Annotated in this window: 18 protein-coding genes, 2 tRNA genes and 2 rRNA genes; 5 read left to right on the top strand and 17 right to left on the bottom strand. The window is 40.6% G+C overall.

The window, feature by feature from the left end; genetic code table 11:
* Nucleotides 1-82: 82 nt before the first annotated feature.
* The 4 genes from wzzE to trxA form a co-directional block, all read right to left on the bottom strand.
* Nucleotides 83-1,141 (bottom strand): ECA polysaccharide chain length modulation protein, encoded by a 1,059-nt coding sequence (gene wzzE / locus GWJ05_RS00405; RefSeq protein WP_082239503.1) that lies wholly within the window; start codon nucleotides 1,139-1,141, stop codon nucleotides 83-85.
* Between the two features lie 24 nt (nucleotides 1,142-1,165).
* A complete protein-coding gene (gene wecA / locus GWJ05_RS00400) occupies nucleotides 1,166-2,254 on the bottom strand; it encodes a UDP-N-acetylglucosamine--undecaprenyl-phosphate N-acetylglucosaminephosphotransferase (protein WP_036939595.1) in 1,089 nt (362 codons plus the stop codon).
* Nucleotides 2,255-2,665: 411 nt separating this feature from the next.
* On the bottom strand, nucleotides 2,666-3,925 hold the full coding sequence (rho, locus tag GWJ05_RS00395; RefSeq protein ID WP_036939597.1) for a transcription termination factor Rho: 1,260 nt from the start codon (nucleotides 3,923-3,925) through the stop codon (nucleotides 2,666-2,668).
* 567 nt (nucleotides 3,926-4,492) lie between these two features.
* Nucleotides 4,493-4,819 carry a thioredoxin TrxA gene (trxA, locus tag GWJ05_RS00390; RefSeq protein WP_036939599.1) on the bottom strand — a complete coding sequence of 109 codons (327 nt, stop codon included), beginning with the start codon at nucleotides 4,817-4,819 and terminating at the stop codon, nucleotides 4,493-4,495.
* Between the two features lie 119 nt (nucleotides 4,820-4,938).
* Here trxA and rhlB point away from each other — a divergent pair, with 119 nt between their 5' ends.
* Together rhlB and gppA are read left to right on the top strand one after the other, a co-directional pair.
* The gene (rhlB, locus tag GWJ05_RS00385; protein ID WP_036939602.1) at nucleotides 4,939-6,240 is read left to right on the top strand and encodes an ATP-dependent RNA helicase RhlB; all 1,302 of its coding nucleotides are present in this window, start codon (nucleotides 4,939-4,941) and stop codon (nucleotides 6,238-6,240) included.
* Between the two features lie 3 nt (nucleotides 6,241-6,243).
* Nucleotides 6,244-7,752, top strand: a complete 1,509-nt coding sequence (gene gppA / locus GWJ05_RS00380) for a guanosine-5'-triphosphate,3'-diphosphate diphosphatase (protein ID WP_036939604.1) — start codon at nucleotides 6,244-6,246, stop codon at nucleotides 7,750-7,752.
* A 74-nt stretch (nucleotides 7,753-7,826) separates the two neighbouring features.
* Here the strand turns inward: gppA and rep are convergent, their stop codons facing one another.
* The gene (gene rep, locus GWJ05_RS00375) at nucleotides 7,827-9,851 is read right to left on the bottom strand and encodes a DNA helicase Rep (protein WP_087803782.1); all 2,025 of its coding nucleotides are present in this window, start codon (nucleotides 9,849-9,851) and stop codon (nucleotides 7,827-7,829) included.
* Between the two features lie 239 nt (nucleotides 9,852-10,090).
* Entirely contained in the window at nucleotides 10,091-11,566 is a 1,476-nt protein-coding gene (ilvC, locus tag GWJ05_RS00370; protein ID WP_036939610.1) for a ketol-acid reductoisomerase, read from the bottom strand.
* A 174-nt stretch (nucleotides 11,567-11,740) separates the two neighbouring features.
* On the opposite strand from ilvC, the gene ilvY reads away from it, so the two are divergent.
* Nucleotides 11,741-12,628, top strand: coding sequence for an HTH-type transcriptional activator IlvY (gene ilvY, locus GWJ05_RS00365; protein ID WP_036939612.1), 888 nt, complete (start codon nucleotides 11,741-11,743; stop codon nucleotides 12,626-12,628).
* On the opposite strand, the gene ilvA is transcribed toward ilvY, so the two are convergent.
* The 6 genes from ilvA to ilvL form a co-directional block, all read right to left on the bottom strand.
* Complete coding sequence (gene ilvA, locus GWJ05_RS00360; RefSeq protein WP_036939615.1) at nucleotides 12,614-14,188, bottom strand: threonine ammonia-lyase, biosynthetic; 1,575 nt, start codon at nucleotides 14,186-14,188, stop codon at nucleotides 12,614-12,616. The two genes, ilvY and ilvA, sit on opposite strands and share 15 nt — an antisense overlap.
* Before the next feature lie 3 nt (nucleotides 14,189-14,191).
* Nucleotides 14,192-16,042, bottom strand: a complete 1,851-nt coding sequence (gene ilvD, locus GWJ05_RS00355; protein ID WP_036939617.1) for a dihydroxy-acid dehydratase — start codon at nucleotides 16,040-16,042, stop codon at nucleotides 14,192-14,194.
* 71 nt (nucleotides 16,043-16,113) lie between these two features.
* A complete protein-coding gene (locus tag GWJ05_RS00350) occupies nucleotides 16,114-17,040 on the bottom strand; it encodes a branched-chain amino acid transaminase (protein ID WP_036939620.1) in 927 nt (308 codons plus the stop codon).
* A gap of 10 nt (nucleotides 17,041-17,050) precedes the next feature.
* On the bottom strand, nucleotides 17,051-17,326 hold the full coding sequence (gene ilvM, locus GWJ05_RS00345; RefSeq protein WP_036939623.1) for an acetolactate synthase 2 small subunit: 276 nt from the start codon (nucleotides 17,324-17,326) through the stop codon (nucleotides 17,051-17,053).
* A complete protein-coding gene (ilvG, locus tag GWJ05_RS00340) occupies nucleotides 17,323-18,972 on the bottom strand; it encodes an acetolactate synthase 2 catalytic subunit (protein ID WP_036939626.1) in 1,650 nt (549 codons plus the stop codon). The genes ilvM and ilvG overlap by 4 nt, the downstream gene beginning before the upstream one ends.
* Before the next feature lie 130 nt (nucleotides 18,973-19,102).
* The gene (gene ilvL, locus GWJ05_RS00335) at nucleotides 19,103-19,204 is read right to left on the bottom strand and encodes an ilv operon leader peptide (RefSeq protein WP_071788577.1); all 102 of its coding nucleotides are present in this window, start codon (nucleotides 19,202-19,204) and stop codon (nucleotides 19,103-19,105) included.
* 449 nt (nucleotides 19,205-19,653) lie between these two features.
* On the opposite strand from ilvL, the gene GWJ05_RS00330 reads away from it, so the two are divergent.
* Nucleotides 19,654-21,186 carry a YifB family Mg chelatase-like AAA ATPase gene (locus tag GWJ05_RS00330; protein ID WP_087803783.1) on the top strand — a complete coding sequence of 511 codons (1,533 nt, stop codon included), beginning with the start codon at nucleotides 19,654-19,656 and terminating at the stop codon, nucleotides 21,184-21,186.
* Between the two features lie 46 nt (nucleotides 21,187-21,232).
* Here the strand turns inward: GWJ05_RS00330 and GWJ05_RS00325 are convergent, their stop codons facing one another.
* The gene (locus tag GWJ05_RS00325) at nucleotides 21,233-21,571 is read right to left on the bottom strand and encodes a DUF413 domain-containing protein (RefSeq protein WP_036939631.1); all 339 of its coding nucleotides are present in this window, start codon (nucleotides 21,569-21,571) and stop codon (nucleotides 21,233-21,235) included.
* 115 nt (nucleotides 21,572-21,686) lie between these two features.
* Between GWJ05_RS00325 and hdfR the strand changes: the two genes are divergently transcribed.
* Complete coding sequence (gene hdfR, locus GWJ05_RS00320) at nucleotides 21,687-22,508, top strand: HTH-type transcriptional regulator HdfR (RefSeq protein WP_036939636.1); 822 nt, start codon at nucleotides 21,687-21,689, stop codon at nucleotides 22,506-22,508.
* 251 nt (nucleotides 22,509-22,759) lie between these two features.
* Here the strand turns inward: hdfR and GWJ05_RS00315 are convergent.
* The 4 genes from GWJ05_RS00315 to GWJ05_RS00300 all read right to left on the bottom strand — a co-directional run.
* Nucleotides 22,760-22,835: transfer RNA gene (locus GWJ05_RS00315), tRNA-Trp, on the bottom strand.
* Nucleotides 22,836-22,842: 7 nt separating this feature from the next.
* Nucleotides 22,843-22,919 (bottom strand) — tRNA-Asp (locus GWJ05_RS00310).
* A 51-nt stretch (nucleotides 22,920-22,970) separates the two neighbouring features.
* Nucleotides 22,971-23,086: ribosomal RNA gene (gene rrf, locus GWJ05_RS00305) — 5S ribosomal RNA — on the bottom strand.
* Between the two features lie 116 nt (nucleotides 23,087-23,202).
* Nucleotides 23,203-24,887: ribosomal RNA gene (locus GWJ05_RS00300) — 23S ribosomal RNA — on the bottom strand; the annotation flags it as partial.

Genomic DNA, 24,887 nt, shown 5'->3' with positions numbered 1-24,887 from the left:
AATATGCCCTTATACTCATTACATCAGGTGTCGAAACACCTGATGTTTCGTTATTGTCATCAATGACAACATTTAATAATTATTATTTTTTTAATGAGCTACGTCTTACTAATGCAACACCTGCGCCGACTAACACGCCAATTGCTCCCCAAAGCACCATCATAAAGGCACGGCGAGGGCTATCACGTTTTACAGGATCTTCAGGAGTTCGTAAGAAACGATAAGTTTGGAAGTTATCTTGCAATTTTGCCCCCACAGCGAGGGTCGCTAACATTGCTGTATTTTGATCATAATCGCTATCAAAATCAGCACCTGTCGCCACTAAAGTTTCTAGCTGTGATTGCAATAAAGGAACACCTAGTAAAAACAATTTAGAGTCTGGTAACTCATCAATCGCAATAGATGTCTGTTTTTGAGAAATACCTTGTTTCTCAGCGACTTTTATTGATTGCTCTAATAAGTTAATTTGACGTTGATAAGCCGCTTGAGCCGCCATTTCTTGGCGTTTAACTAACGCTTTCATTGACTGTGTTCTTGTTGCCCATGCTGTTATCACCTCATCATTAAGATGGGTAGATGCTCTTTTATTAGCAAAAGCAATATACTCATTTAATAACTGGCTCGCCTCTTTTGAGGATTCGGCAATGAGTTTAAGTTGATCATTAACCAACTTTTTTTCATCAGCAGGCGTAAATTGAATATTGTTAATTAACTCATCCAATAACGCAGCATTAGCTTGCTCATCACTTTCTTTACGTTGTTTGAAATAATCCGTCTGTAGCCAAAACTCACGACGAGTATCAAACGCAGCAATTTGAGTCACAAACTCTTGATAAGCTTCATCTGAAATAGTTAAGCCTGGGGTTTGTGCTGAGGGATTAATTTGTGTATCAAGATTACGTAAAAACTGAGATTGCGAATAATAACTGCCTAAGTTATTTATCGTTGGTTTCTCTGTCATTGCGATTGCACTCCATTTAGGTTGCATCAAATAAGATGCCCCTAGTGCAATCACAGCAAAAAGCAGAGCGAACCCTATAATCCAGCTTTTTCCTGACCAAAGCGCACAACAAAGACCTCTAATATCGAGTTCATTATCTGGCTGATTACCCTGTCGGGAGGCGTTATTTTCCGAGTTCATCACGTTAAAAAACCTCTGCTTATATTAATGCTGTTGTGTTGCCCTACGTAAGCGACGCTTATGTCGTTTAATAAAACGAGCGACTCGCCACGCGCGTTTAATGCAATAACCATACATAACAAATGCAAGCAAGAATAATGCCAACATGAACCATTCAGGAACAAAAGACAGGTTCTGGCCAATAATACCAATTGCAGCTAATAGTGCAGCTGCCACAGTAATTAAAATAAAGGCTTGGCGAGAGGTGAAACCCGCTCGCATAATCAAGTGATGAATATGTTGACGATCTGGTGAGAAAGGACTCATGCCTTTACGTAAACGACGATACATAATGGCCACCATATCCATAAGCGGAATAGCAATGATCCATAATGCAGTGACTGCTTTTACAGGACGAGGTTGAGTTTGTGTTGAGGCAACTAATAGCCAAATAATAGTAAATCCGATGAGTGTACTCCCCGCATCACCCATAAAGACTTTGAATTTTTTACCGCAAACTCCTAAATTTAACAGGATATAAGGTAAGATAGCCGCAATAAATGAGAAACACCAAAATGCGAGTGCAGAATTACCGCCTTGATATAATAAAATACCAAGAGCACCAAAAGAGACACAAGAAAGACCACCTAATAACCCATCAATACCATCAACCATATTGAAGGCATTAATTGCGGCCCAAACAGCAAATAGTGTAACAATGTAGCCAAAAGGCCCTAAATGCATTTCCCAAGGACCAAAAGCATGGCCCAATGTGTCTAGTTTTAACCCAGCTCCCACCATCATTACAATCCCAACAAAGGCTTGGATTGTTGCTCTAATCTTGACACTAATATCGAAGCGATCATCTAACGCACCGATAAAAACAAGAAGTCCCGCACATGCCAGATACAATTCCTTATGAGGAATATAGATATCTGAAATATAAAATGCGAAAACAATACCAAAATAGACTGAAATCCCGCCCACAAGAGGGATCAATCCATGATGTTTTTTACGATAATTCGGTTTATCCACGAGTCCTATTTTCTTTGCAATTTTACGAGCCAAAAATAAAAATGCGAAAGAAAATAAGAACACATAAAAAACGCTTGTGCTCATTTTTAGTATATCCACAGTACTGTTCTCTATAATAAATATAGCTGGTTATTTTACCCTTCCCTGTGTTTTTATTCTTTTTCCAGCTCACCACGACGAGTTCATTCGAAAACCCACCACCCTTCATCAATTATAAGTTTTCCTTAACTATGTTTATTGATGCCATCGCTATTTTTATCAATTATTAACTCATGCAATATATATACCAACTTCTCATTAAGATATCGCACTCAAAATTTAATTAACCCATCAAAAATAAAAACAAAAAACGCCACAAAGAGTGTGGCGTTTTGTATCATATCGTCATTCCAACAAAGTAAATGGACTTAACAGCATATAAATTGAGGTGATATTACTTACTTCTGTAATAGAGCACACTCTTTTAATATTTTAACTTTGTTATCAGCCCAAGAACGTTATTAACAAATTTTATGAGCGTTTCATAAAGTCGAAGAATTCTTCATTTGTCTTCGTCATCGCTAATTTATTAATGAGGAATTCCATTGCGTCGATCTCACCCATTGGGTGAATAATCTTACGCAAGATCCACATTTTTTGTAGCTCATCTTGCGTTGTTAGCAATTCTTCTTTACGTGTACCAGAACGATTATAATCGATCGCTGGGAAAACACGTTTTTCAGCAATTTTACGAGACAGGTGTAATTCCATATTACCTGTACCTTTAAATTCTTCGTAGATAACTTCATCCATTTTAGAACCCGTATCAACGAGTGCTGTAGCAATGATCGTTAAGCTACCACCTTCTTCAACATTCCGCGCTGCACCAAAGAAACGTTTAGGACGATGCAATGCGTTTGCATCCACCCCTCCCGTTAACACTTTGCCTGAAGAAGGTACAACAGTGTTATAAGCTCGCGCTAAACGAGTAATAGAGTCTAACAGGATGATAACGTCTTTTTTATGCTCAACTAAGCGTTTTGCTTTTTCAATGACCATCTCTGCAACTTGTACGTGCCGAGAAGCCGGTTCATCAAAGGTCGATGCGATAACTTCACCTTTTACCAATCGTTGCATCTCGGTTACTTCTTCTGGACGTTCATCAATCAGAAGTACCATCAATACGCAATCAGGGTAATTATGAGCAATATTTGCTGCGATATTTTGCAACAACATTGTTTTACCCGCTTTTGGTGGAGCAACGATAAGACCACGTTGACCACGACCAATTGGAGCCGCTAAGTCAAGAACTCGCGCAGTTAAGTCTTCTGTTGAACCATTACCACGTTCCATGCGTAAACGATTATTAGCATGTAAAGGTGTTAAGTTTTCAAAGAGGATTTTACTGCGGGCATTTTCTGGTTTATCAAAGTTAACTTCATTAACTTTTAGGAGGGCAAAATAGCGTTCACCTTCTTTAGGAGGACGAATTTTCCCGGCAATGGTGTCACCAGTGCGAAGGTTGAAACGGCGAATTTGGCTTGGAGAAACATAGATATCATCGGGACCAGCAAGGTAGGAACTGTCTGCGGAACGTAGGAAGCCGAAGCCATCCTGCAATATTTCCAGCACACCGTCACCGAAAATATCTTCTCCACTTTTCGCGTGTTGCTTCAAGATAGAGAAAATAATGTCTTGTTTTCTCATTCGAGCCAGGTTCTCTAGCCCCATATTTTCGCCAAGTGCTATCAGTTCTGATACCGGCGTATTTTTTAATTCGGTAAGATTCATAATGGTGGGTTCTTAATAACTCGGGGTAACTCTCGAACTATGAACGTGAATAGTATAACAGCGAATCGCTGTCAGTTTCGTCATGTGTAAAATTACAGATTATAACTTTCTAACATAAGGGTATAACTAAAATGATAATGTTAGAGAGTATTAATACTATTAGACCAGCCTGCTTTATCTCCAAAGAAGTGACATTCATTATTACGATGCTATGAGCGTACTTTCAACTTATGGGTTAGGAACATATTTGGAAAAATTTATATTCCCTGAATACTATAGATTATTCTAAGGCAACTTGACTGGTTAGATGAATTCAGATTACTTATATTAAATATCATATTAGATTGAATATCATATCATGTTATTCAATTCTATTACTTAGTACACTTGATATTCAATATCTCAGACTTATTTAATCGTGTCTAATCATATTGACAAGAAGATCCGATATATTATGTAAGTAAGTGGCGCTAACTTATCATGCTTCGAAGCGGACGTCTAGCGGTCAATAACAGAAATACTGACAAGGTCTAAACGTCCTACTTTATTTTTGATATCTAAATCAAATTAGATATTTTCGTCTAAAAACTCTTTCAGTTGAGTTTTTGACAACGCACCAACTTTAGTTGCAGCCACTGCACCGTTTTTGAATAAAATGAGGGTAGGAATACCGCGAATACCGAATTTTGGTGCTGTTAGCGGGTTTTGATCGATGTTTAGCTTCGCAACTGTTAATTTACCAGCGTATTCTGTTGCAACTTCATCTAGAATAGGAGCAATCATTTTACAAGGGCCACACCATTCAGCCCAGAAATCAACGAGCACGGGGCCGGTTGCTTTTAATACATCAGCATCGAATTTGCTGTCAGATAAGTGAAGGATTTTATCGCTCATTGTTCTACTCCAAAGAATAATATTGACCGTACCAGTGTAACATTAAATAACAAAAGTCCGTCTGCATTTCAGCGGATAAACTTTTGTAATGCAACCCATAACTGATATTCTATTACATTATGAGCAAAACATATTTGACAGAAAAGAAGTTTTCCGACTTCGCCTTGCATCCAAAAGTGATAGAAGCCCTTGAGAAAAAAGGGTTCTCTAATTGTACACAAATTCAGGCATTGACGTTACCTATCACTGTGAAAGGTCAAGACATTGCCGGGCAAGCCCAAACAGGAACAGGAAAAACGTTGGCGTTTTTAACTTCAACGTTTCATTATCTTTTAACTCACCCTGCAAAAGAGGGGCATGAAACTAATCAACCTCGTGCTCTTATTATGGCACCCACACGCGAATTAGCCGTACAGATTTATTCTGATGCTAAAGAAATTGCGCAAAATACAGGGATAAAAATGGGTCTCGCTTATGGTGGCGATGGCTATGATGAACAACTAAAAGTATTAAGTAAGGGTGTCGATATTGTTATTGGCACAACTGGGCGATTAATTGACTACGTTAAGCAAGGCCATATCAATCTTAACGCAATCCAAGTTGTAGTACTTGATGAAGCTGACAGAATGTACGATCTCGGCTTTATCAAAGATATTCGTTGGCTCTTCCGCCGTATGCCAGTTGCAGCTGAACGTATGAACATGTTGTTCTCTGCGACACTCTCTTACCGTGTAAGAGAACTTGCTTTTGAACAAATGAATAATCCAGAATACGTTGAAGTTGAACCTGAACAAAAAACAGGTTTTAGTATAAAAGAAGAGCTTTTTTATCCTTCAAACGAAGAAAAAATGCGTCTTCTTCAAACGTTAATTGAAGAAGAATGGCCTGATCGCTGTATCATTTTTGCCAATACAAAACATCGTTGTGATGATATCTGGGCGCATCTTGCTGCCGATGGACATCGTGTTGGTTTATTAACAGGTGATGTTCCTCAGAAAAAACGTCTGCGTATTTTAGACGATTTTACCCAAGGTAATATTGATATTCTGGTTGCTACTGATGTTGCAGCTAGAGGTCTTCATATTCCATCAGTAACACATGTTTTTAACTATGATTTACCTGATGATTGTGAAGATTATGTTCACCGCATTGGTAGAACAGGACGTGCAGGTAATAGTGGTAATTCAATCAGTCTTGCATGTGAAGAATATGCGCTAAATTTACCAGCGATTGAGACGTATATTCAACATGCTATTCCTGTGAGTAAATATAATAGTGATGCGTTATTGACAGATCTTCCTGAGCCTAAACGTCGTCACCGTCCTCGCCAAGGTCAGCCTCGTCGCAATAATGCGCCGTCGCGAAACAGAGGAAATAATACTCAACGTAACAACCGAAATAAACGCCCGAGTCATCCATAAATTATGCTGAAATCTTCATCACTTTATGCTGCTATTGATTTAGGTTCTAACAGTTTTCATATGTTAGTCGTTCGAGAAATTGCGGGATCAATACAAGTACTTTCTCGCGTAAAACGTAAAGTTCGACTCGCTGCTGGCCTAAACAGTGAAAATGAATTGTCAGAACAGGCAATGGAACGCGGTTGGCAATGTTTACGACTTTTTTCTGAATATCTACGTGATATTCCAGCTGAACAAATCAGAATTGTCGCAACAGCCACATTACGTATTGCCAAAAATGCAGATATTTTTGTCGCTAAAGCGTCTGAAATACTTGGTAATACGGTTCATGTTATTAGTGGTGAGGAAGAAGCGCGCCTTATCTACCGTGGTGTTGCACATACTACAGGTGGTGCAGAGCAACGTTTAGTGGTCGATATTGGCGGTGGAAGTACAGAGCTAGTTACAGGTACTGGCGCTAAAACAACGCAATTAATGAGCCTCAGCATGGGGTGTGTGACTTGGTTAGAGCGCTATTTTACTGATCGCAGTCTAACTCACGAAAATTTTGCCAAAGCTCAAGATGCAGCTAAAGCGATACTCGCGCCTGTTGCTGAGAAATTAATTGAACAAGGCTGGCAAGTCTGTGTGGGAGCATCAGGCACTGTTCAAGCCCTGCAAGAAATTATGATTGCGCAAGGAATGGATGAATTAATTACCTTGCCTAAATTAGAACGACTTAAACATAAAGCCATTGAATGTGGAAAATTAGAAGAGTTGGAAATTGATGGGCTCACCTTCGAGCGAGCCTTAGTGTTTCCAAGTGGGCTAGCTATCTTGATCGCTATATTTGAAACCTTGCACATTGAAAATATGATCCTCGCAGGAGGCGCATTACGAGAAGGTTTAGTCTACGGTATGTTACATCTGCCTATTGAGCAAGATATTCGCCAACGTACTCTACGTAATATCCAACGTCGTTTTCAAATTGATATTGAGCAAGCACACCGCGTACAACAACTGGCTGAACACTTTTTTATTCAAGTCAGTAAAAGTTGGCAGTTAGATAATCGCTGTCGTGAATTACTTAATAGTGCCAGTGCATTACATGAAATTGGCCTGAGTGTTGATTTCCGCCAAGCATCATCGCATGCAAGCTACCTGCTTTCTCACCTTGATTTACCAGGATATACACCTGCACAACGACGTTTATTAGCGTCGTTGTTAAAAAATCAAACAGGTATTATCGATCTTGGTCCTCTGAATCATCAAAATGCATTGCCGATGAATCAAGCTAATCGATTGGTACGTTTACTACGATTAGCCATTATTTTCGCTAGCCGTCGTCGCGATGATACACTCCCCGCATTACGATTACGTACCGAGGACGAAACGCTCATTATTACTCTACCTTATCAATGGCTTAGTGAACATCCGTTACGTGCTGAAAATCTCCAAGAAGAGATCCAGCTACAGAGTTATGTGCATTGGTCATTAATGGTTGAAGAACAAAATAGCTCTCGTATAAGTTAACCACATTTTACTGAGGCAAAATAAAAACCCCTTGAACATTAAGGTGTCAAGGGGTTAATAATTAATAATAAGACTTATTCAGGTTTATGCTTTGCCAGCATCGCTCTTAACCCCGCCACACCCCGCTGCCCTTTTTCTTGCTTTTCTTCTGCACTTAACACTTTCTTTTTATTCGTATCCCAATTTAAATCATCTTGAGGTAATTCGTACAGAAAACGACTCGGATCAGGTCGAATTAATTCACCATATTGGCGTCTTTCTTTGCATAATGTAAATGTTAGTGTTTTTTGTGCACGAGTAATACCCACATAAGCCAGGCGTCGCTCTTCTTCTACATTATCTTCGTCAATACTACTTTGATGAGGTAAAATCCCTTCTTCCATTCCCACTAAAAACACGTGTGGAAATTCAAGGCCTTTAGAAGCATGTAGAGTCATTAACTGAACTTGATCTAGCTCTTCTTCTGTTTCACCTCGCTCCATCATATCGCGCAAAGTAAAACGGTTAACCACTTGAGAAAGCGTCATAGGTTCATGTAATTCATCACCTTCTAGCATTTCACTCATCCATGAAAATAGCTGATTAATATTCTTCATCCTCATTTCAGCCGCTTTTGCACTACTTGAGGTTTCATATAACCAGCTTTCATAATCCATTTCATGAAGTAAATCACGCACCGCTAATAAAGGTTCTCGTTCTGCCTTTTGTACAATTCGCGACATCCATTGTGAAAAAGCATGCAATGAATTTAAACCTCGCCCAGTTAGCGTTTGGCTTAATCCTAAATCAAAACAGGCATTGTATAAGCTTTTATCTCGAACTTTTGCCCATTCGCCTAATTTTTGGATTGTCATCGGTCCAATTTCACGACGAGGTTTATTCACAATACGTAAAAATGCCGCATCATCATCAGGATTAGTAATGACTCGCAAATAGGCAAGAATATCTTTTATCTCCTCTCGCGAGAAAAAGGAGGTTTCCCCCGAAATACGATAGGGAATACGATTTTGCATCAAGTATTTTTCGAAAATACGAGACTGGTGGTTACCACGATAAAGTATCGCGTAATCTTTATAATTCGTTTTATTAATAAAATGATGAGCAATTAATTCACCCGCAACACGTTCAGCTTCATGCTCTTCATTATTGGCGGTTAAAACGCGAAGTTCATCACCATAACCTAATTCTGAAAATAACCGTTTTTCAAAAACATGGGGATTATTTTCAATCAAGATATTCGCTGATTTTAAAATACGCCCTGAAGATCGATAGTTTTGCTCAAGTTTGATCACATTCAGTTGTGGAAAGTCTTTTTGTAACAACGCTAAATTTTGAGGACGAGCGCCACGCCACGAATAAATAGATTGGTCATCATCACCTACAACGGTAAAACGGGCTCTTTCACCCACCAACCATTTTACCAATTCATATTGGCTTGTATTAGTATCTTGGTATTCATCCACCAGCAAATAACGGATACGTCTTTGCCAGCGTTCTCTGACTTCTTCATTTGTGCGCAGTAATAAAGTTGGTCGGCAAATTAAGTCATCAAAGTCGAGCACGTTACAACTACGCAGATGTTGCTCATAACGTCGAAAGCATTCAGCAAATGTATGGTCTTGTTGCGATCTCGCCATTCCGATTGCTTGCTCTGGTGTGAGCATATCGTTTTTCCAGTTAGAGATTTGGCTCTTTAACTGAGAAAGTAAATCTTTATCTTCTTCTAATAAATCTGCCGTTAATTCTTTGAGTAGTGCAGATTGGTCTTGATCATCAAATAATGAAAATTTAGCTTTAATCCCTAATACTTTGTATTCGCGTTTAATAATTTCTAGTCCCAATGTATGGAACGTTGAGATCATTAATCCCTTCGCTTCTTGGCGACCTAAAGTTTGAGCAACACGCTCTTTCATTTCACGCGCAGCTTTATTGGTAAACGTAACAGCTGTAATTTGTTTTGCTGGGTATTGGCATTGACGAATAAGGTGCGCAATTTTATTAGTAATAACCCGTGTTTTACCCGACCCTGCTCCTGCCAAGACCAAGCAAGGGCCTGACACATATTCTACTGCTTTTTGCTGACCGGGATTTAATCGCATACTTTTTCCAAACTTCATTAACTAAGAACATAACGGGGGATAATTGTAGCAGAAAGCGCTCAAAGTCTTGAGTATTCCCTCTTTCAATTTTCCTCATACTATAAAAAACAAAAAACCGCATTCCATTAAGAAATGCGGTTTAAAATAAAATTTAATCTTCAATCTTCGCTTATTTTTCTAAGCTATTTGCGTGAGAAGAAGGCGACAACGGAGGTTATCGCGTAAATAGCGACGAAAAATTAATTACCAACTGCAATCTTCTTCATATCCGTCATATACCCACGCAACGTTTTACCTACGGCTTCAATGGGGTGCTGACGAATGGCTTCATTGATATCACGTAACTGTGCGTTATCTGTCCCATTATCTTGAACTTTCTTCGCTAAATCGCCAGGTTGCAGTGTTGCCATAAACTCTTTCAACATCGGCACAACGGCAAATGAAAACAGATAGTTACCATATTCTGCGGTATCTGAGATAACCACATTCATTTCATATAAACGCTTACGAGCAATAGTATTTGCGATCAATGGTAATTCATGCAGTGATTCATAATAGGCTGATTCAGCAAAGATCCCCGCTTCAATCATCGTATCAAAGGCTAATTCAACACCAGCTTTCACCATCGCAACCATTAATACACCGTGATCAAAGTACTCTTGTTCGCTGATTTTACCCTCATATTCAGGGTAGTTTTCAAAAGCACTTGCGCCAGTCTCTTCACGCCATGTCAGCAAGTTTTTATCATCATTTGCCCAGTCTGCCATCATGGTTTCAGAGAATTTACCTGAAATAATATCATCCATATGCTTTGCAAACAGTGGCGCCATAATTTCTTTCAATTGCTCTGATAACGCATAAGCACGCATTTTCGCTGGATTAGATAATCTGTCCATCATTAAGGTGATACCACCTTGCTTCAATGCCTCTGTAATGGTCTCCCAGCCAAACTGAATTAACTTACCTGCATAACCTGGCTCTACACCATCAGCAACCATTTTGTCATAACATAACAGTGAACCTGCTTGTAACATACCACACAGAATAGTTTGCTCACCCATTAAGTCTGATTTTACTTCGGCTACGAATGATGACTCTAAAACGCCAGCACGATGTCCACCAGTTGCTGCAGCCCATGCTTTGGCAATAGCCATACCTTCACCTTTTGCATCGTTCTCTGGGTGAACTGCAATCAGTGTCGGAACACCAAAACCACGCTTATATTCTTCGCGCACTTCGGTACCAGGGCATTTCGGTGCAACCATCACAACGGTGATGTCATCACGAATTTTTTCGCCCACTTCAACGATATTAAAACCATGAGAATAGCCTAATGCAGCACCTGATTTCATCAGCGGTTGAACCGCTTGAACAACCGCTGAGTGTTGTTTGTCTGGCGTTAAGTTAACGACTAAATCTGCTTGTGGGATCAGTGCTTCATAAGTTCCGACTTCAAAACCGTTTTCAGTCGCTCGACGCCATGATGCACGTTTTTCATTAATTGCTTCTTGGCGTAATGCATAGGCGATATTCAAGCCAGAATCACGCATATTTAAGCCTTGGTTAAGACCTTGTGCGCCACAACCAATGATAACGACTTTTTTGCCTTTCAGATAATTTGCTTCATCAGCAAATTCTTCACGCGACATAAAACGACATTTACCTAATTGCGATAACTGCTGACGCAGATTCAATGTATTAAAATAATTTGCCATAGAAGACTCCAAAATCGTTGTGTATATGTTTGCTATTATTATCCTCACTCTCCGTGAGGTGTTGCATGACTTTACTATAGGGGATGAAAGCCATTGCTTAAATTGATATATTTACAAGATAATGTTGCAAAAAATGCAACGTTCTTTTTCTTTACTTCAAATAGGTGGCTGACAATGGATATTCGAGATCTCAAGCTTTTCTTGCATTTAGCGGAAAGTTGTCATTTCACCAAGACTGCACATGCCATGCATGTCAGCCCTTCTACGCTATCTCGTCAAATTCAACGTCTTGAAGAAAGCTTAGGCCACCCACTTTTTTTACGTGACAACCGACAAGTCACTCTTACTGATGCTGGCGAACAATTAAAGCGCTATGCCCAACAAACCTTGTTGCAATATAAGCAACTTAAACACACGCTAAATCAAAATAGCCCTAGCCTTTCTGGTGAGTTACGCCTATTTTGTTCTGTTACTGCCGCTTACAGTCATTTACCCCCTATTCTTGACCGTTTTCGAGCTGAAAACCCATTAGTCGAAATAAAACTCACGACAGGTGATGCCGCTGATGCTGTTGATAAAGTGCAATCTGACGAAGCGGATTTAGGTATTGCAGGGAAACCGGAAAAACTACCGGAAAATATTTGCTTCGAAAAAATAGGCGAAATCCCATTAGTGCTAATTGCACCAGCGCTACCTTGTAATGTTCGCCATCTTGCCACGCAAGAGAAACCCGACTGGCTCAATATTCCGTTTATCATTCCTGAACATGGTCCATCACGACAACGAATTGCGTTATGGTTTAAGCGACATCGTATCCATAACCCTTTAATTTATGCGACGGTTTCAGGACATGAAGCAATTGTCTCAATGGTCGCATTAGGTTGTGGTATTGCGCTTATTCCACAAGTTGTCGTTGATAACTGCCCAGAGCCCGTTCGTAATCGCATCTCGTTGCTCGATAATATTTCAATGGTAGAGCCTTTCGAGCTAGGCGTTTGTGGATTAAACAAACGCCTTAAAGAGCCTGTGATCAGCGCGTTTTGGCGATTACTCCACGACTAAACTTTTTGTTTGTGGTGACAGGAACAACTGAAAAGAGGGATTTCCTGTCTCATCATGATATTCATACCCCAAGTCATCTAAATGCCGTTCAAAGCGCCCTTCGGTCTCAGGTAATTCAAATGCCACCAGCACTCGTCCATAATCAGTACCATGACTACGATAATGGAATAGTGTGATATTCCAGTAAGTCCCTAATGTTTTTAAAAACTTCATTAAAGCACCTGGCGATTCAGGGAACTCGAAACTAAAAAGACGCTCTTTAAGCGGTTTATTAGGACGACCACCCACCATATAACGCACATGCAATTTTGCCATTTCATCATCAGATAAATCAGCAACTTGATAACCAGCGACTGTCAGCTCGCGTAAGATTTCTTTACGCTCTTGTAGCCCTTGACTTAAACGCACTCCGACAAAAATACGTGCATTTTCAGGATCAGCATCGCTATAACGATAATTAAATTCAGTGACAACGCGTTGACCTAAAATTTGGCAAAAACGTAAAAAACTGCCTTTTTGTTCAGGAATAGTCACCGCAAACAGGGCTTCACGTTTCTCACCCAATTCACAACGCTCAGAAACATAACGTAAACCATGAAAATTCACATTTGCACCAGAAAGTACATGGGCTAAACGTTCCCCTTTTATTTGATGCTCTTCAACGTATTTTTTAAGTCCTGCTAATGCCAATGCGCCTGAAGGCTCTGCAATTGCTCTCACATCTTCAAATAAATCTTTTACTGCGGCACAAATAGCATCGCTATCAACAGTGATCACATCATCAACATATTTTTGGCATAAACGGAAAGTTTCATCGCCAATACGTTTAACCGCAACACCCTCTGCAAATAATCCAACTCTTGCTAATTCAACGGGATGTCCTGCCTCTAAAGCCGCTTTTAAACATGCAGCTTCTTCAGCTTCCACACCAATCACCTTAATCTCTGGCATAAGTTGTTTTATTAATACCGCGACACCTGCAATTAAACCACCGCCACCAACAGGCACAAAAATACGGTCAAGATGAACATCTTGTTGTAAAAGTTCCATTGCCAATGTTGCTTGTCCTGCAATTACCGCAGGATGATCAAAAGGCGGGACAAAGGTGTATCCCATCTCTTCAGATAGCGCGATAGCTTTTGCTTTGGCTTCATCAAAATTAGCACCATAAAGCAACGCTTCTCCACCAAATTGGCGAACAGCATCAACTTTGATATCTGCTGTTGCCACTGGCATCACAATGAGTGCTTTTACTCCCATTCGATTGGCTGACAACGCAACACCTTGTGCGTGGTTCCCCGCTGACGCCGTCACGACACCTTTCGCTTTTTGCTCAGGCGTTAATCCAGCAATCATGGTATAAGCACCACGTAATTTAAAGCTATGAACTGGTTGTCTGTCTTCACGCTTAACTAAAATCGTATTTTCTAAACGTTCAGAGATTTTTGTCATCTCTTGAAGCGGAGTTACTATTGCGGCTTCATAAACAGGTGCGCTCAGCGCCGCTTTTAAATATTCAGCGCTACTTGGCGCTGAATTTAAAGGTCTAAAGGCAGCCATTTCTTAGCCCCCTAATTTAGATTTATCACGCACCGCACCTTTATCGGCACTGGTGGCTAAAGAGGCATAAGCACGTAAGGCAAACGAAACTTGGCGCTGTCTATTTTGTGGTGTCCATGCTTTATCACCACGGGCATTTTGTGCATCACGACGAGTTGATAACGTTTTATCATCTACCTTTAATGAGATCTCTCGGGTTGGAATATTGATAGAGACAATATCGCCTTCTTCCACTAAACCAATGACGCCACCATTTGCCGCTTCAGGTGAAACATGCCCAATAGATAAACCTGATGTTCCACCAGAGAAACGACCATCGGTGATAAGTGCGCAAGCTTTTCCTAATCCCATTGATTTTAAATAAGAGGTTGGATATAGCATCTCTTGCATACCTGGACCACCTTTAGGTCCTTCGTAGCGAATAATTACCACATCGCCTGCCACTACTTTTCCACCTAAAATAGCCTCTACCGCATCATCTTGGCTTTCATACACTTTAGCAGGACCACTAAAGATTAAATTATCTTCATCAACACCGGCAGTTTTAACAATACAACCATCTTCCGCTAAATTACCGGATAACACCGCTAATCCACCATCTTGGCTATAAGCATGCTCTTTACTGCGGATACATCCATTTTCACGATCGGTATCTAAGGTCGGCCAACGACAATTTTGAGAAAAAGCTTTTGTTGTACGAATACCTGCAGGACCTGCTTGGAACATGGATTTTACTTGCTCATCTTGAGTTAACATCACATCATATTTCGCTAACGTTTCTGGCAAGCTTAACCCTAAGATATTACCCACATTGCGATTGAGTAATCCGGCTCGGTCTAATTCACCTAAAATCCCCATAACTCCCCCCGCACGGTGAACATCTTCCATATGATATTTTTGCGTACTTGGTGCCACTTTACATAAATGAGGAACTTGGCGAGAAAGTCTGTCGATATCTTCCATAGTGAAATCAACCTCACCTTCTTGTGCGGCTGCTAATAAATGCAGAACCGTATTTGTCGAGCCTCCCATTGCAATATCTAAGATCATCGCATTTTCAAAGGCTTCTTTTTTAGCGATATTGCGCGGTAATGCAGATTCATCATCTTTTTCATAATAGCGCTTAGTTAATTCAACAATACGCTTACCAGCATTGATAAACAGTGTTTCACGATCAGCGTGTGTCGCTAATAATGAACCATTTCCGGGTTGAGATAATCCCAGTGCTTCTGTTAAACAGTTCATGGAGTTTGCAGTAAACATACCTGAACACGATCCGCACGTTGGGCAAGCCGATCGTTCGATTTGCTCACTATCAGCATCACTCACATTTGGATTTGCGCCTTGGATCATGGCATCCACCAGATCCAGCTTGATCAGTTGATCTGAAAGCTTCGTTTTCCCCGCTTCCATAGGGCCACCTGAAACAAAAATAACAGGGATATTTAAGCGTAAAGACGCCATTAACATACCTGGGGTGATCTTGTCACAGTTTGAGATACACACCATTGCATCAGCACAGTGCGCATTAACCATATACTCAACAGAATCAGCAATAAGTTCACGCGATGGTAAAGAATAGAGCATACCACCGTGCCCCATTGCGATACCGTCATCAACTGCAATGGTATTAAATTCTTTAGCAACACCACCCGCGGCTTCAATTTGCTCAGCAACCAGTTTTCCTAAATCCCGCAGGTGCACATGACCAGGTACAAATTGCGTAAATGAGTTCACAACTGCGATAATGGGTTTACCAAAATCAGCATCAGTCATACCCGTTGCACGCCATAAGGCACGGGCTCCAGCCATATTACGGCCATGTGTCGTTGTTGCTGAACGGTATTTAGGCATTTTTCACACTCCTGCGATAAAGAAAGCGAGTAGGGAACATCTACCCGCTAAACAAATTTATTTGATTATGTTTATGAATTGATTGGATCTAACCAGCCGTATTTATCTTCTGTTTCCCCCGTAAATAGACCAAAGAACGCTTTTTGAATCGCTTTGGTCACAGGACCACAACGTCCGATACCTACTTGGATACCATCAACGCTACGTACCGGTGTAATTTCTGCTGCTGTACCGGACATAAAGACTTCATCTGCAAGATAAAGTGATTCCCGAGAAAGTACTTGCTCACGGACTTCATAACCCAGAGCTTTTGCCAGTTTAATAATGGCATCACGAGTGATCCCTGGCAGAGCTGACGACGTAAATGGAGGCGTAAAGATAACCCCATCTTTTACCTCAAATAAGTTTTCACCCGCACCTTCAGATAAATAGCCATGAACATCTAACGCTATCCCTTCTTGATAGCCATGACGACGCGCTTCACTACCCACTAATAATGAAGATAAATAGTTACCACCGGCTTTTGCTGCAGTTGGGATCGTATTTGGAGCTGCACGATGCCAAGAAGAAACCATCGCATCGATGCCTTTATCTAAGGCTTCTTCACCAAGGTAGGCTCCCCAAGGGAATGCAGCAATAATCACATCTGTCTTATAACCCGCTGGTGGATTCACCCCCATACCAACATCACCAATGAAAACTAATGGACGAATATAAGCACTGACCAATTTGTTTTTACGTAAAGTTGCGCGACATGCTTCCATTAATTCGTCAACACTTTGCTCAACAGGCATACGATAAATTTTTGCTGAATCATGTAAACGTTGCATATGTTCACGATGGCGAAAGACCACAGGACCCTTATGAGAATCATAACAACGCACACCTTCAAACACAGAAGTTCCATAATGTAATGCGTGAGACATAACATGTACTTTTGCCTCAGCCCATGGAACCATTTCACCGTTAAACCAAATATAATCAGCTTGCTTTGTCATTCTTTTATCCTTACATGGCACTGAGTGCACTAATGAATCTTATTTTTTCTTTCTGTTGATGTGATACTTGAATACCTGCAACATCAGCTAATTTTGTTAACTGACTGCACAGAAGTTCTAATGGGCGCTGGCTACTTACTGTCAGACTTAAATTGATATTATTACTTTCCGTGATACTCATGTTCATTGAGCATATATGAAAACCACGATGGCGGATAACTCTCAGGATACGTTCTAAGATCTCTGGACAAAAACGGGCTTCAATTGTGATATTGTGTTGGTTCATTTTGATTTCTCCATCATCTCATCATTACTTGCGCCCGGCGGAACTAAAGGCCAGACATTTTCAGCGTCATCGATAGATACCTGTAGTAAATAAGGGCCATCGCTCTCTAATAAACATTTTATTGCATCAGCAACTTGTGCTTTTTCTGTAATGCGTTGCCCCGGGATATCAAAAGCTTTGGCTAAGGCAACAAAGTCTGGATTGTCTGTTAAAATGGTTTCGCTATAACGTTGTTCAAAAAATAGCTCTTGCCATTGGCGAACCATGCCAAGGCGTTGGTTATCTAATAACACCAATTTGATTGGTAATTGTTTACGTTTGATTGTGCCCAGTTCCTGCACATTCATCATAAAAGAGCCGTCACCTGAAACGCAGATAACACAAGCATCTGGTCTAGCTATTTGAGCACCAACAGCAGCTGGGATACCAAATCCCATGGTACCTAAACCACTCGAGGTGATAAAATTTTCAGGTACATCAAATGTCATATGTTGCGCCGACCACATTTGATGCTGGCCAACATCTGTTGTCACAACGGTATTTTTAGGTTTCGCATCTGATAATTGTTTTAATAATAATGGTGCATAAATTGCAGAGCCCGGATGATCATAACGCCAAGCGTGCTCTGTTTTTAATTCTTGTACTTCTTGTTGCCAAGATGCGATAGATAATGACTGAGACAAAACAGGCAACAACGCCTTAGCATCTCCCAATAACGCAACATGCGCCTGTTTCAATTTATTTAATTCTGCATGATCGATATCGATATGGATAACCTTGGCATTAGGTGCAAAAGTATTTAATCGCCCCGTGACGCGATCATCAAAACGCGCACCAACAGCAATTAATAAATCACTACGCTGAACAGCATAATTTGCCGCTTTAGTGCCATGCATACCTAACATGCCTAAATAGTTAGCATCTAACGCATCAGCACAACCCAATCCTTTTAAAGTGGAAACAACTGGCATTTCTGTTTGCTTCACAAACTCTCTTAACGTTTCCACGGCATTGCTCATGGCAACACCACCACCGACATACAAAATAGGTTTTTGTGCTTGTGATAACATTTGCTTAGCTTGTGCTAGCTCTTGTGTTGGGTAAGGAAATTCTTGTTCTTCAGGTAATTCATAGCTTGATAAATGGGAAGCATCAGCCAATTGAACATCTTTAGGAATATCAATTAAAACAGGTCCTGGGCGACCTTGAGAGGCTATAGAGAATGCCTCTGATAATACTCTTGGTAACTCATCCACCGATGAGACTAAAAAACTGTGTTTAGTACATGCCAACGAAAGACCTAAAACGTCAATCTCTTGAAATGCATCAGTCCCAATTAAATCAGAGGCAACTTGCCCCGTGATGGCAACAACAGGCACAGAATCTAACAATGCATCAGCAAGTCCAGTGATAACATTAGTAGCGCCTGGGCCTGATGTCGCAATACAAACACCCGTTGTGCCAGTAGAACGGGCAAAACCAATAGCAGCAATGGCAGCACCTTGTTCATGACGACATAAAATATGTTCAACCCCACCATCATAGAGTGCGTCATAAACAGGCATGATCGCACCACCAGGATAACCAAAGACGGTTTCAACTTGCTGTTTTCGTAATGCCTGTACTAACCACTGTGCTCCATTCATCCTCTCACCCTGCTATCTTAACTTCTTGTTTAATTTAAATTTATTTTCAATTTAATCTCTTTTTCAAACTCAGGCTCAAAAAAAACCCCCGCGCCTTTCGGTGCGGGGGTTTTTAAGAGATCCGGCTAGTTTAGTTAGCCTTTCTTCGTCCTAGTGCAGCCCCGCACGGTGGGTTAATAATCACCACCACGCTGACAATAATTAGGCTAATCACTAGGACGATAGTATTCATAGTTTTATAACTTCTTTTCTTATTTAAAATGTATGTTTTTATGTTGTGTTGTGTTTTCTTTCACTCTGTCCTTTTAGAGTTATCATGATATTTTAGAATTGACAACGTTTATTTTTAAAATAATTATAACTCAATGAATTTTATATGTTTTTTATATCACAAACATTCATCGGAATATTATACTGAAAAATATTTATTTTAAAGTTATTAATACTAATAAAGAACAGGTTATTTTATTTTTTCTACTATTGCATTTTATTATTTTAAGTTAAAAACCAATTATACTTTTTATTATATTCATATTAATTTAATTAATTGTCTATTAAATTATTTATTTATTGAATTTCAATATCTTATGTTATTTTCGAGATATCTCACATTTATTTACCTCTCTATTTAACACAAAAAGAAAAATAATTTAAAAAGAAAAAAATAATGGAGAATAAAAAATGGCATTAGCAATAATATATACCCGTGCCTCTTTAGGAATATCAGCTCCGCTTATTACTATTGAGGCTCATATTAGTCAGGGATTACCCGGATTAACATTAGTTGGATTACCTGAAACTGTCGTAAAAGAAGCAAAAGACAGAGTAAGAAGTGCATTAATTAATAGTGGGTATATTTATCCTGCCAAAAGAATAACAATTAATCTTTCGCCCGCTGATTTACCCAAAGAAGGGGCACGTTATGATTTACCTATTGCACTTGCAATATTAATTGCATCAGAACAGTTAATTTCAGATAAATTAGAACGTTATGAGTTTATAGGAGAGCTTGCACTTTCTGGAAAATTACAACGAGTAAACGCCATTATTCCTTCAATTCTTAGTGCTTCAAAAGATCGTCGAATATGCATTGTATCAACAGAACATCAGACTGAAGTTGCATTATTACCAAATAGATCTGTGTTATTAGCCTCTCATCTTTTAGAAATTTGTCATCATCTAGAAAATAATACGCCATTAATTGAAACGGAAGAATTTATTATTAATGACGCAATTGAAAGTCAAGATAATAAAGATATGAGCGATATAATTGGTCAAAGCAATGCCAAAAGAGCTGCAGAAATTACAGCAGCAGGAAATCACAACATTTTATTTCTTGGCCCACCGGGAACAGGGAAAACAATGTTAGCGCAAAGGATAAGTACGCTTCTTCCACCTTTAACTGCTAAAGAAGCACTTGATGTATTAATCATTAGTAGTTTAAGAGGAATAACATTTGATGAAAAAAAGTGGCCTACAAGACCATTTAGAGCCCCACATCATACTTCCTCTGCTGTTGCTTTAACAGGAGGAGGGGCTCTTCCTAAACCAGGAGAAATTACATTAGCACATCACGGTATTTTATTTTTAGATGAACTGCCTGAATTCGAACGCCGTGTACTCGATGCACTACGAGAACCTCTAGATGCTAGAGAAATTACTATTTCACGAGCAAAAGCCAAAATAAGCTACCCAGCCAACGTATTATTGGTCGGTGCATTAAATCCAAGCCCAACAGGGCACTATCAAGGTAATCACAATCGAGCACCAATAAAACAGATCCTGCGCTATTTAAGCAAGGTTTCTGGACCTTTTTTAGATAGGTTTGATTTATCTGTCGAGATGCCCCTTCTTCCTCAAGGCGCACTTATTCATCCCTCATTTGCGACAGAAAACAGCATGACAATTAGAGCACGAGTTTTAAAAGCAAGAGAACAACAATTTGCGCGATGCGGAAAAGTGAATACTTATCTAACAGGAAAAGAAATTGAATGCTATTGCGCATTAACTACCAGTGATGCAACTTTTCTTGAAGATACACTCAATAAATTAGGATTATCTATACGAGCATGGCATAAAATTTTAAGAGTATCGAGAACAATTGCAGATCTTGCTGGTGAAGAGAAAATACAGAGAAATCATTTAATTGAAGCATTAAGTTTTCGCGCAATGGATAGATTAATGATCTACTTACAAAAGCAATTAGATGGATAAATAAAAAGGAGCGAAAAAACGCTCCTTTTTACTAAAACTAATGATATTAATCATCAGAGTCGGTATAGTCATCAGATGGATCGAGCTGTGGCTTTCCACCCGATAATGTATGAAAACGTTTTGGACGACTTATACGACTGGTGTATTTCTTCCAAATTTTTTCTTCAACCGTTGCTGCTTCTCGTTCGCCACGACACATGGCAACAAATAATTTTTCCGCTTCAGTTGTAGGTTCTCGTTTACCTAGATCAAGTTCATTAAAGGCTTGACCATGACGTTCCAATATCTGGGATTCCTTGATAGTGAAATCGCCATGACGAGAAAAACCACGCGGATAATGTTTATTGTCAAAAAAACGATTAGTCGTGATAAAACTTTCTGCCATCTGACACACTCCTAATTCTCTATCGTCATACTTATGGCGCGGAGTATTAGATAGTCATGCGGTTCTGTAAAACAAAATATTTAAATCGTAACGACAAATTTTTTTGGAGATAGATGTGGATACCGAATTACTGAAAACCTTTTTGGAAGTCAGTAAGACTAGACACTTTGGCCGAGCCGCTGAATCTCTTTATTTAACGCAATCTGCGGTTAGTTTTAGAATACGGCAATTAGAAACACAATTAGGCACAAATCTGTTTACCCGCCATCGCAATAATATCCGCCTCACAGTCGCCGGTGAAAGGCTTATTCCTTATGCTGAATCGTTAATGAATACATGGCTTTTAGCTAAAAAAGAAATTAGCCATGCTTCTCAACATTCTGAACTATCAATTGGCGCCACAGCATCACTCTGGGAAGCCTATCTAACATCTTGGTTACAGGAATCTTATCTAGAAAGAAAAGAGCTCAGAATCGAATCTAGAGTCTCTACAAGGCAATCTCTTGTAAAACAACTTCATGCAAGAGAACTTGATCTTCTTTTTACAACTGAAGCACCTAAGATGGATGAATTAGAAAGCAAAATTATTGGTGATATTACTTTTCAGTTGATGAAAATAAAATCAGATAAAATAGAAGAAATAGCACAATTTATCAAAATAGAGTGGAGTGCTGATTTTCAGTCTTTTCTTCCTAATGGAACAGAACCGAAAATTGATCCTATTTTAACCACTAATTCAGCAATAATTGCCTATCAATTAATGAAAACAACACATGCTGTCGCTTTTCTCCCCACACATTGGCGTGATCTTTATTCTGATCTTACGCCAGCCTCAACAGATATTATTCAAAAACCTTTATTTGCTGTTTGGTTAAATACCAGTGATCAACAAGCATTAATACAACAGCTATTAAAACAGCCTATCAACCATGAATAAAGTTTAGATTTCTTTATGGTTATCAATAAATAACGCTAGAACTTAAGCATTATTTTTTTCATTAATGAGAATAAATAACAATAGTATCATACTGATATATTGGTATAGGAAAATGTATGTTGTCGATTTGTTAGGCTAGAGCATAATCAATGCTTAGGAAGGAAGATTTAGAGAATGATAGATAACAAAAAGCCCAGTTAATTAACTGGGCTACAAAGAAGTATAAATTTTGTTATTACTTAATTGGTAACTGGCAGGGGCGGAGAGGCTCGAACTCCCAACACCCGGTTTTGGAGACCGGTGCTCTACCAATTGAACTACGCCCCTAAATAGTTGGCGGAACGGACGGGACTCGAACCCGCGACCCCCTGCGTGACAGGCAGGTATTCTAACCAACTGAACTACCGCTCCGCGTATTCTTTTCGCACTTAATGTTTTACAACACTAATGCTTTAATTTAATGCCTGGCAGTTCCCTACTCTCACATGGGGAGACCCCACACTACCATCGGCGCTACAACGTTTCACTTCTGAGTTCGGCATGGGATCAGGTGGGACCGCTGCGCTATGGCCACCAAGCAAATTCGGTTTTATTACCCGCTTCTTTCCTTTCGGTCAGTCGCCAGTAATATCAATCTTAAACAAGCCTACTTTATCTACTCTTCGTCTCTCAGACAAAACACCTTCGGTGTTGTCAGGTTAAGCCTCACGGTTCATTAGTACTGGTTAGCTCAACGTATCGCTACGCTTACACACCCAGCCTATCAACGTCTTAGTCTTAAACGTTCCTTTAGGTCACTCAAGGTGACAGGGAAGACTCATCTCGAGGCAAGTTTCCCGCTTAGATGCTTTCAGCGGTTATCTCTTCCGCACTTAGCTACCGGGCAATGCCATTGGCATGACAACCCGAACACCAGTGGTGCGTTCACTCCGGTCCTCTCGTACTAGGAGCAACCCCTCTCAATCTTCCAACGCCCACGGCAGATAGGGACCGAACTGTCTCACGACGTTCTAAACCCAGCTCGCGTACCACTTTAAATGGCGAACAGCCATACCCTTGGGACCTACTTCAGCCCCAGGATGTGATGAGCCGACATCGAGGTGCCAAACACCGCCGTCGATATGAACTCTTGGGCGGTATCAGCCTGTTATCCCCGGAGTACCTTTTATCCGTTGAGCGATGGCCCTTCCATTCAGAACCACCGGATCACTAAGACCTACTTTCGTACCTGCTCGAGCCGTCACTCTCACAGTCAAGCTGGCTTATGCCTTTGCACTAACCGCATGATGTCCGACCATGCTTAGCCAACCTTCGTGCTCCTCCGTTACTCTTTAGGAGGAGACCGCCCCAGTCAAACTACCCACCAGACACGGTCCCCGATCCAGATTATGGACCTAGGTTAGAACATCAAACGTTAAAGGGTGGTATTTCAAGGTTGACTCCATGCAGACTGGCGTCCACACTTCATAGTCTCCCACCTATCCTACACATCAAGGCTCAATGTTCAGTGTCAAGCTATAGTAAAGGTTCACGGGGTCTTTCCGTCTTGCCGCGGGTACACTGCATCTTCACAGCGAGTTCAATTTCACTGAGTCTCGGGTGGAGACAGCCTGGCCATCATTACGCCATTCGTGCAGGTCGGAACTTACCCGACAAGGAATTTCGCTACCTTAGGACCGTTATAGTTACGGCCGCCGTTTACTGGGGCTTCGATCAAGAGCTTCTCCCTAAGGATAACCCCATCAATTAACCTTCCAGCACCGGGCAGGCGTCACACCGTATACGTCCACTTTCGTGTTTGCACAGTGCTGTGTTTTTAATAAACAGTTGCAGCCAGCTGGTATCTTCGACTGGCTTCGGCTCCGTCCGCAAGGGACTTCACTTACCGCCAGCGTGCCTTCTCCCGAAGTTACGGCACCATTTTGCCTAGTTCCTTCACCCGAGTTCTCTCAAGCGCCTGAGTATTCTCTACCTGACCACCTGTGTCGGTTTGGGGTACGATTGTTGGTAACCTGAAGCTTAGAGGCTTTTCCTGGAAGCAGGGCATCAATTGCTTCACCACCTTAGTGGCTCGTCATCACACCTCAGCATTAAGTGACCGGATTTGCCTAATCACTCTGCCTACATGCTTGAACCGGGACGACCGTCGCCCGGACAACCTAGCCTTCTCCGTTCCCCCATCGCAGTTACCACCAGTACGGGAATATTAACCCGTTTCCCATCGACTACGCTTTTCAGCCTCGCCTTAGGGGTCGACTCACCCTGCCCCGATTAACGTTGGACAGGAACCCTTGGTCTTCCGGCGTGCGGGTTTTTCACCCGCATTATCGTTACTTATGTCAGCATTCGCACTTCTGATACCTCCAGCATACCTCACAG

Source organism: Proteus sp. G2626, from assembly GCF_009915985.1.
Lineage (GTDB): Bacteria > Pseudomonadota > Gammaproteobacteria > Enterobacterales > Enterobacteriaceae > Proteus > Proteus vulgaris.
The sequence above is the reverse complement of the archived record's forward strand: the minus strand, read 5'-3'. Positions and strand labels throughout refer to the sequence as shown.

Coding starts and splice junctions, on each gene's coding strand:
- wzzE (WP_082239503.1), bottom strand. CDS start 1,141: ATGAACTCGGAAAATAACGCCTCCCGACAGGGTAATCAGCCAGATAAT.
- rho (WP_036939597.1), bottom strand. CDS start 3,925: ATGAATCTTACCGAATTAAAAAATACGCCGGTATCAGAACTGATAGCA.
- trxA (WP_036939599.1), bottom strand. CDS start 4,819: ATGAGCGATAAAATCCTTCACTTATCTGACAGCAAATTCGATGCTGAT.
- rhlB (WP_036939602.1), top strand. CDS start 4,939: ATGAGCAAAACATATTTGACAGAAAAGAAGTTTTCCGACTTCGCCTTG.
- gppA (WP_036939604.1), top strand. CDS start 6,244: ATGCTGAAATCTTCATCACTTTATGCTGCTATTGATTTAGGTTCTAAC.
- rep (WP_087803782.1), bottom strand. CDS start 9,851: ATGCGATTAAATCCCGGTCAGCAAAAAGCAGTAGAATATGTGTCAGGC.
- ilvC (WP_036939610.1), bottom strand. CDS start 11,566: ATGGCAAATTATTTTAATACATTGAATCTGCGTCAGCAGTTATCGCAA.
- ilvY (WP_036939612.1), top strand. CDS start 11,741: ATGGATATTCGAGATCTCAAGCTTTTCTTGCATTTAGCGGAAAGTTGT.
- ilvA (WP_036939615.1), bottom strand. CDS start 14,188: ATGGCTGCCTTTAGACCTTTAAATTCAGCGCCAAGTAGCGCTGAATAT.
- ilvD (WP_036939617.1), bottom strand. CDS start 16,042: ATGCCTAAATACCGTTCAGCAACAACGACACATGGCCGTAATATGGCT.
- GWJ05_RS00350 (WP_036939620.1), bottom strand. CDS start 17,040: ATGACAAAGCAAGCTGATTATATTTGGTTTAACGGTGAAATGGTTCCA.
- ilvM (WP_036939623.1), bottom strand. CDS start 17,326: ATGAACCAACACAATATCACAATTGAAGCCCGTTTTTGTCCAGAGATC.
- ilvG (WP_036939626.1), bottom strand. CDS start 18,972: ATGAATGGAGCACAGTGGTTAGTACAGGCATTACGAAAACAGCAAGTT.
- ilvL (WP_071788577.1), bottom strand. CDS start 19,204: ATGAATACTATCGTCCTAGTGATTAGCCTAATTATTGTCAGCGTGGTG.
- GWJ05_RS00330 (WP_087803783.1), top strand. CDS start 19,654: ATGGCATTAGCAATAATATATACCCGTGCCTCTTTAGGAATATCAGCT.
- GWJ05_RS00325 (WP_036939631.1), bottom strand. CDS start 21,571: ATGGCAGAAAGTTTTATCACGACTAATCGTTTTTTTGACAATAAACAT.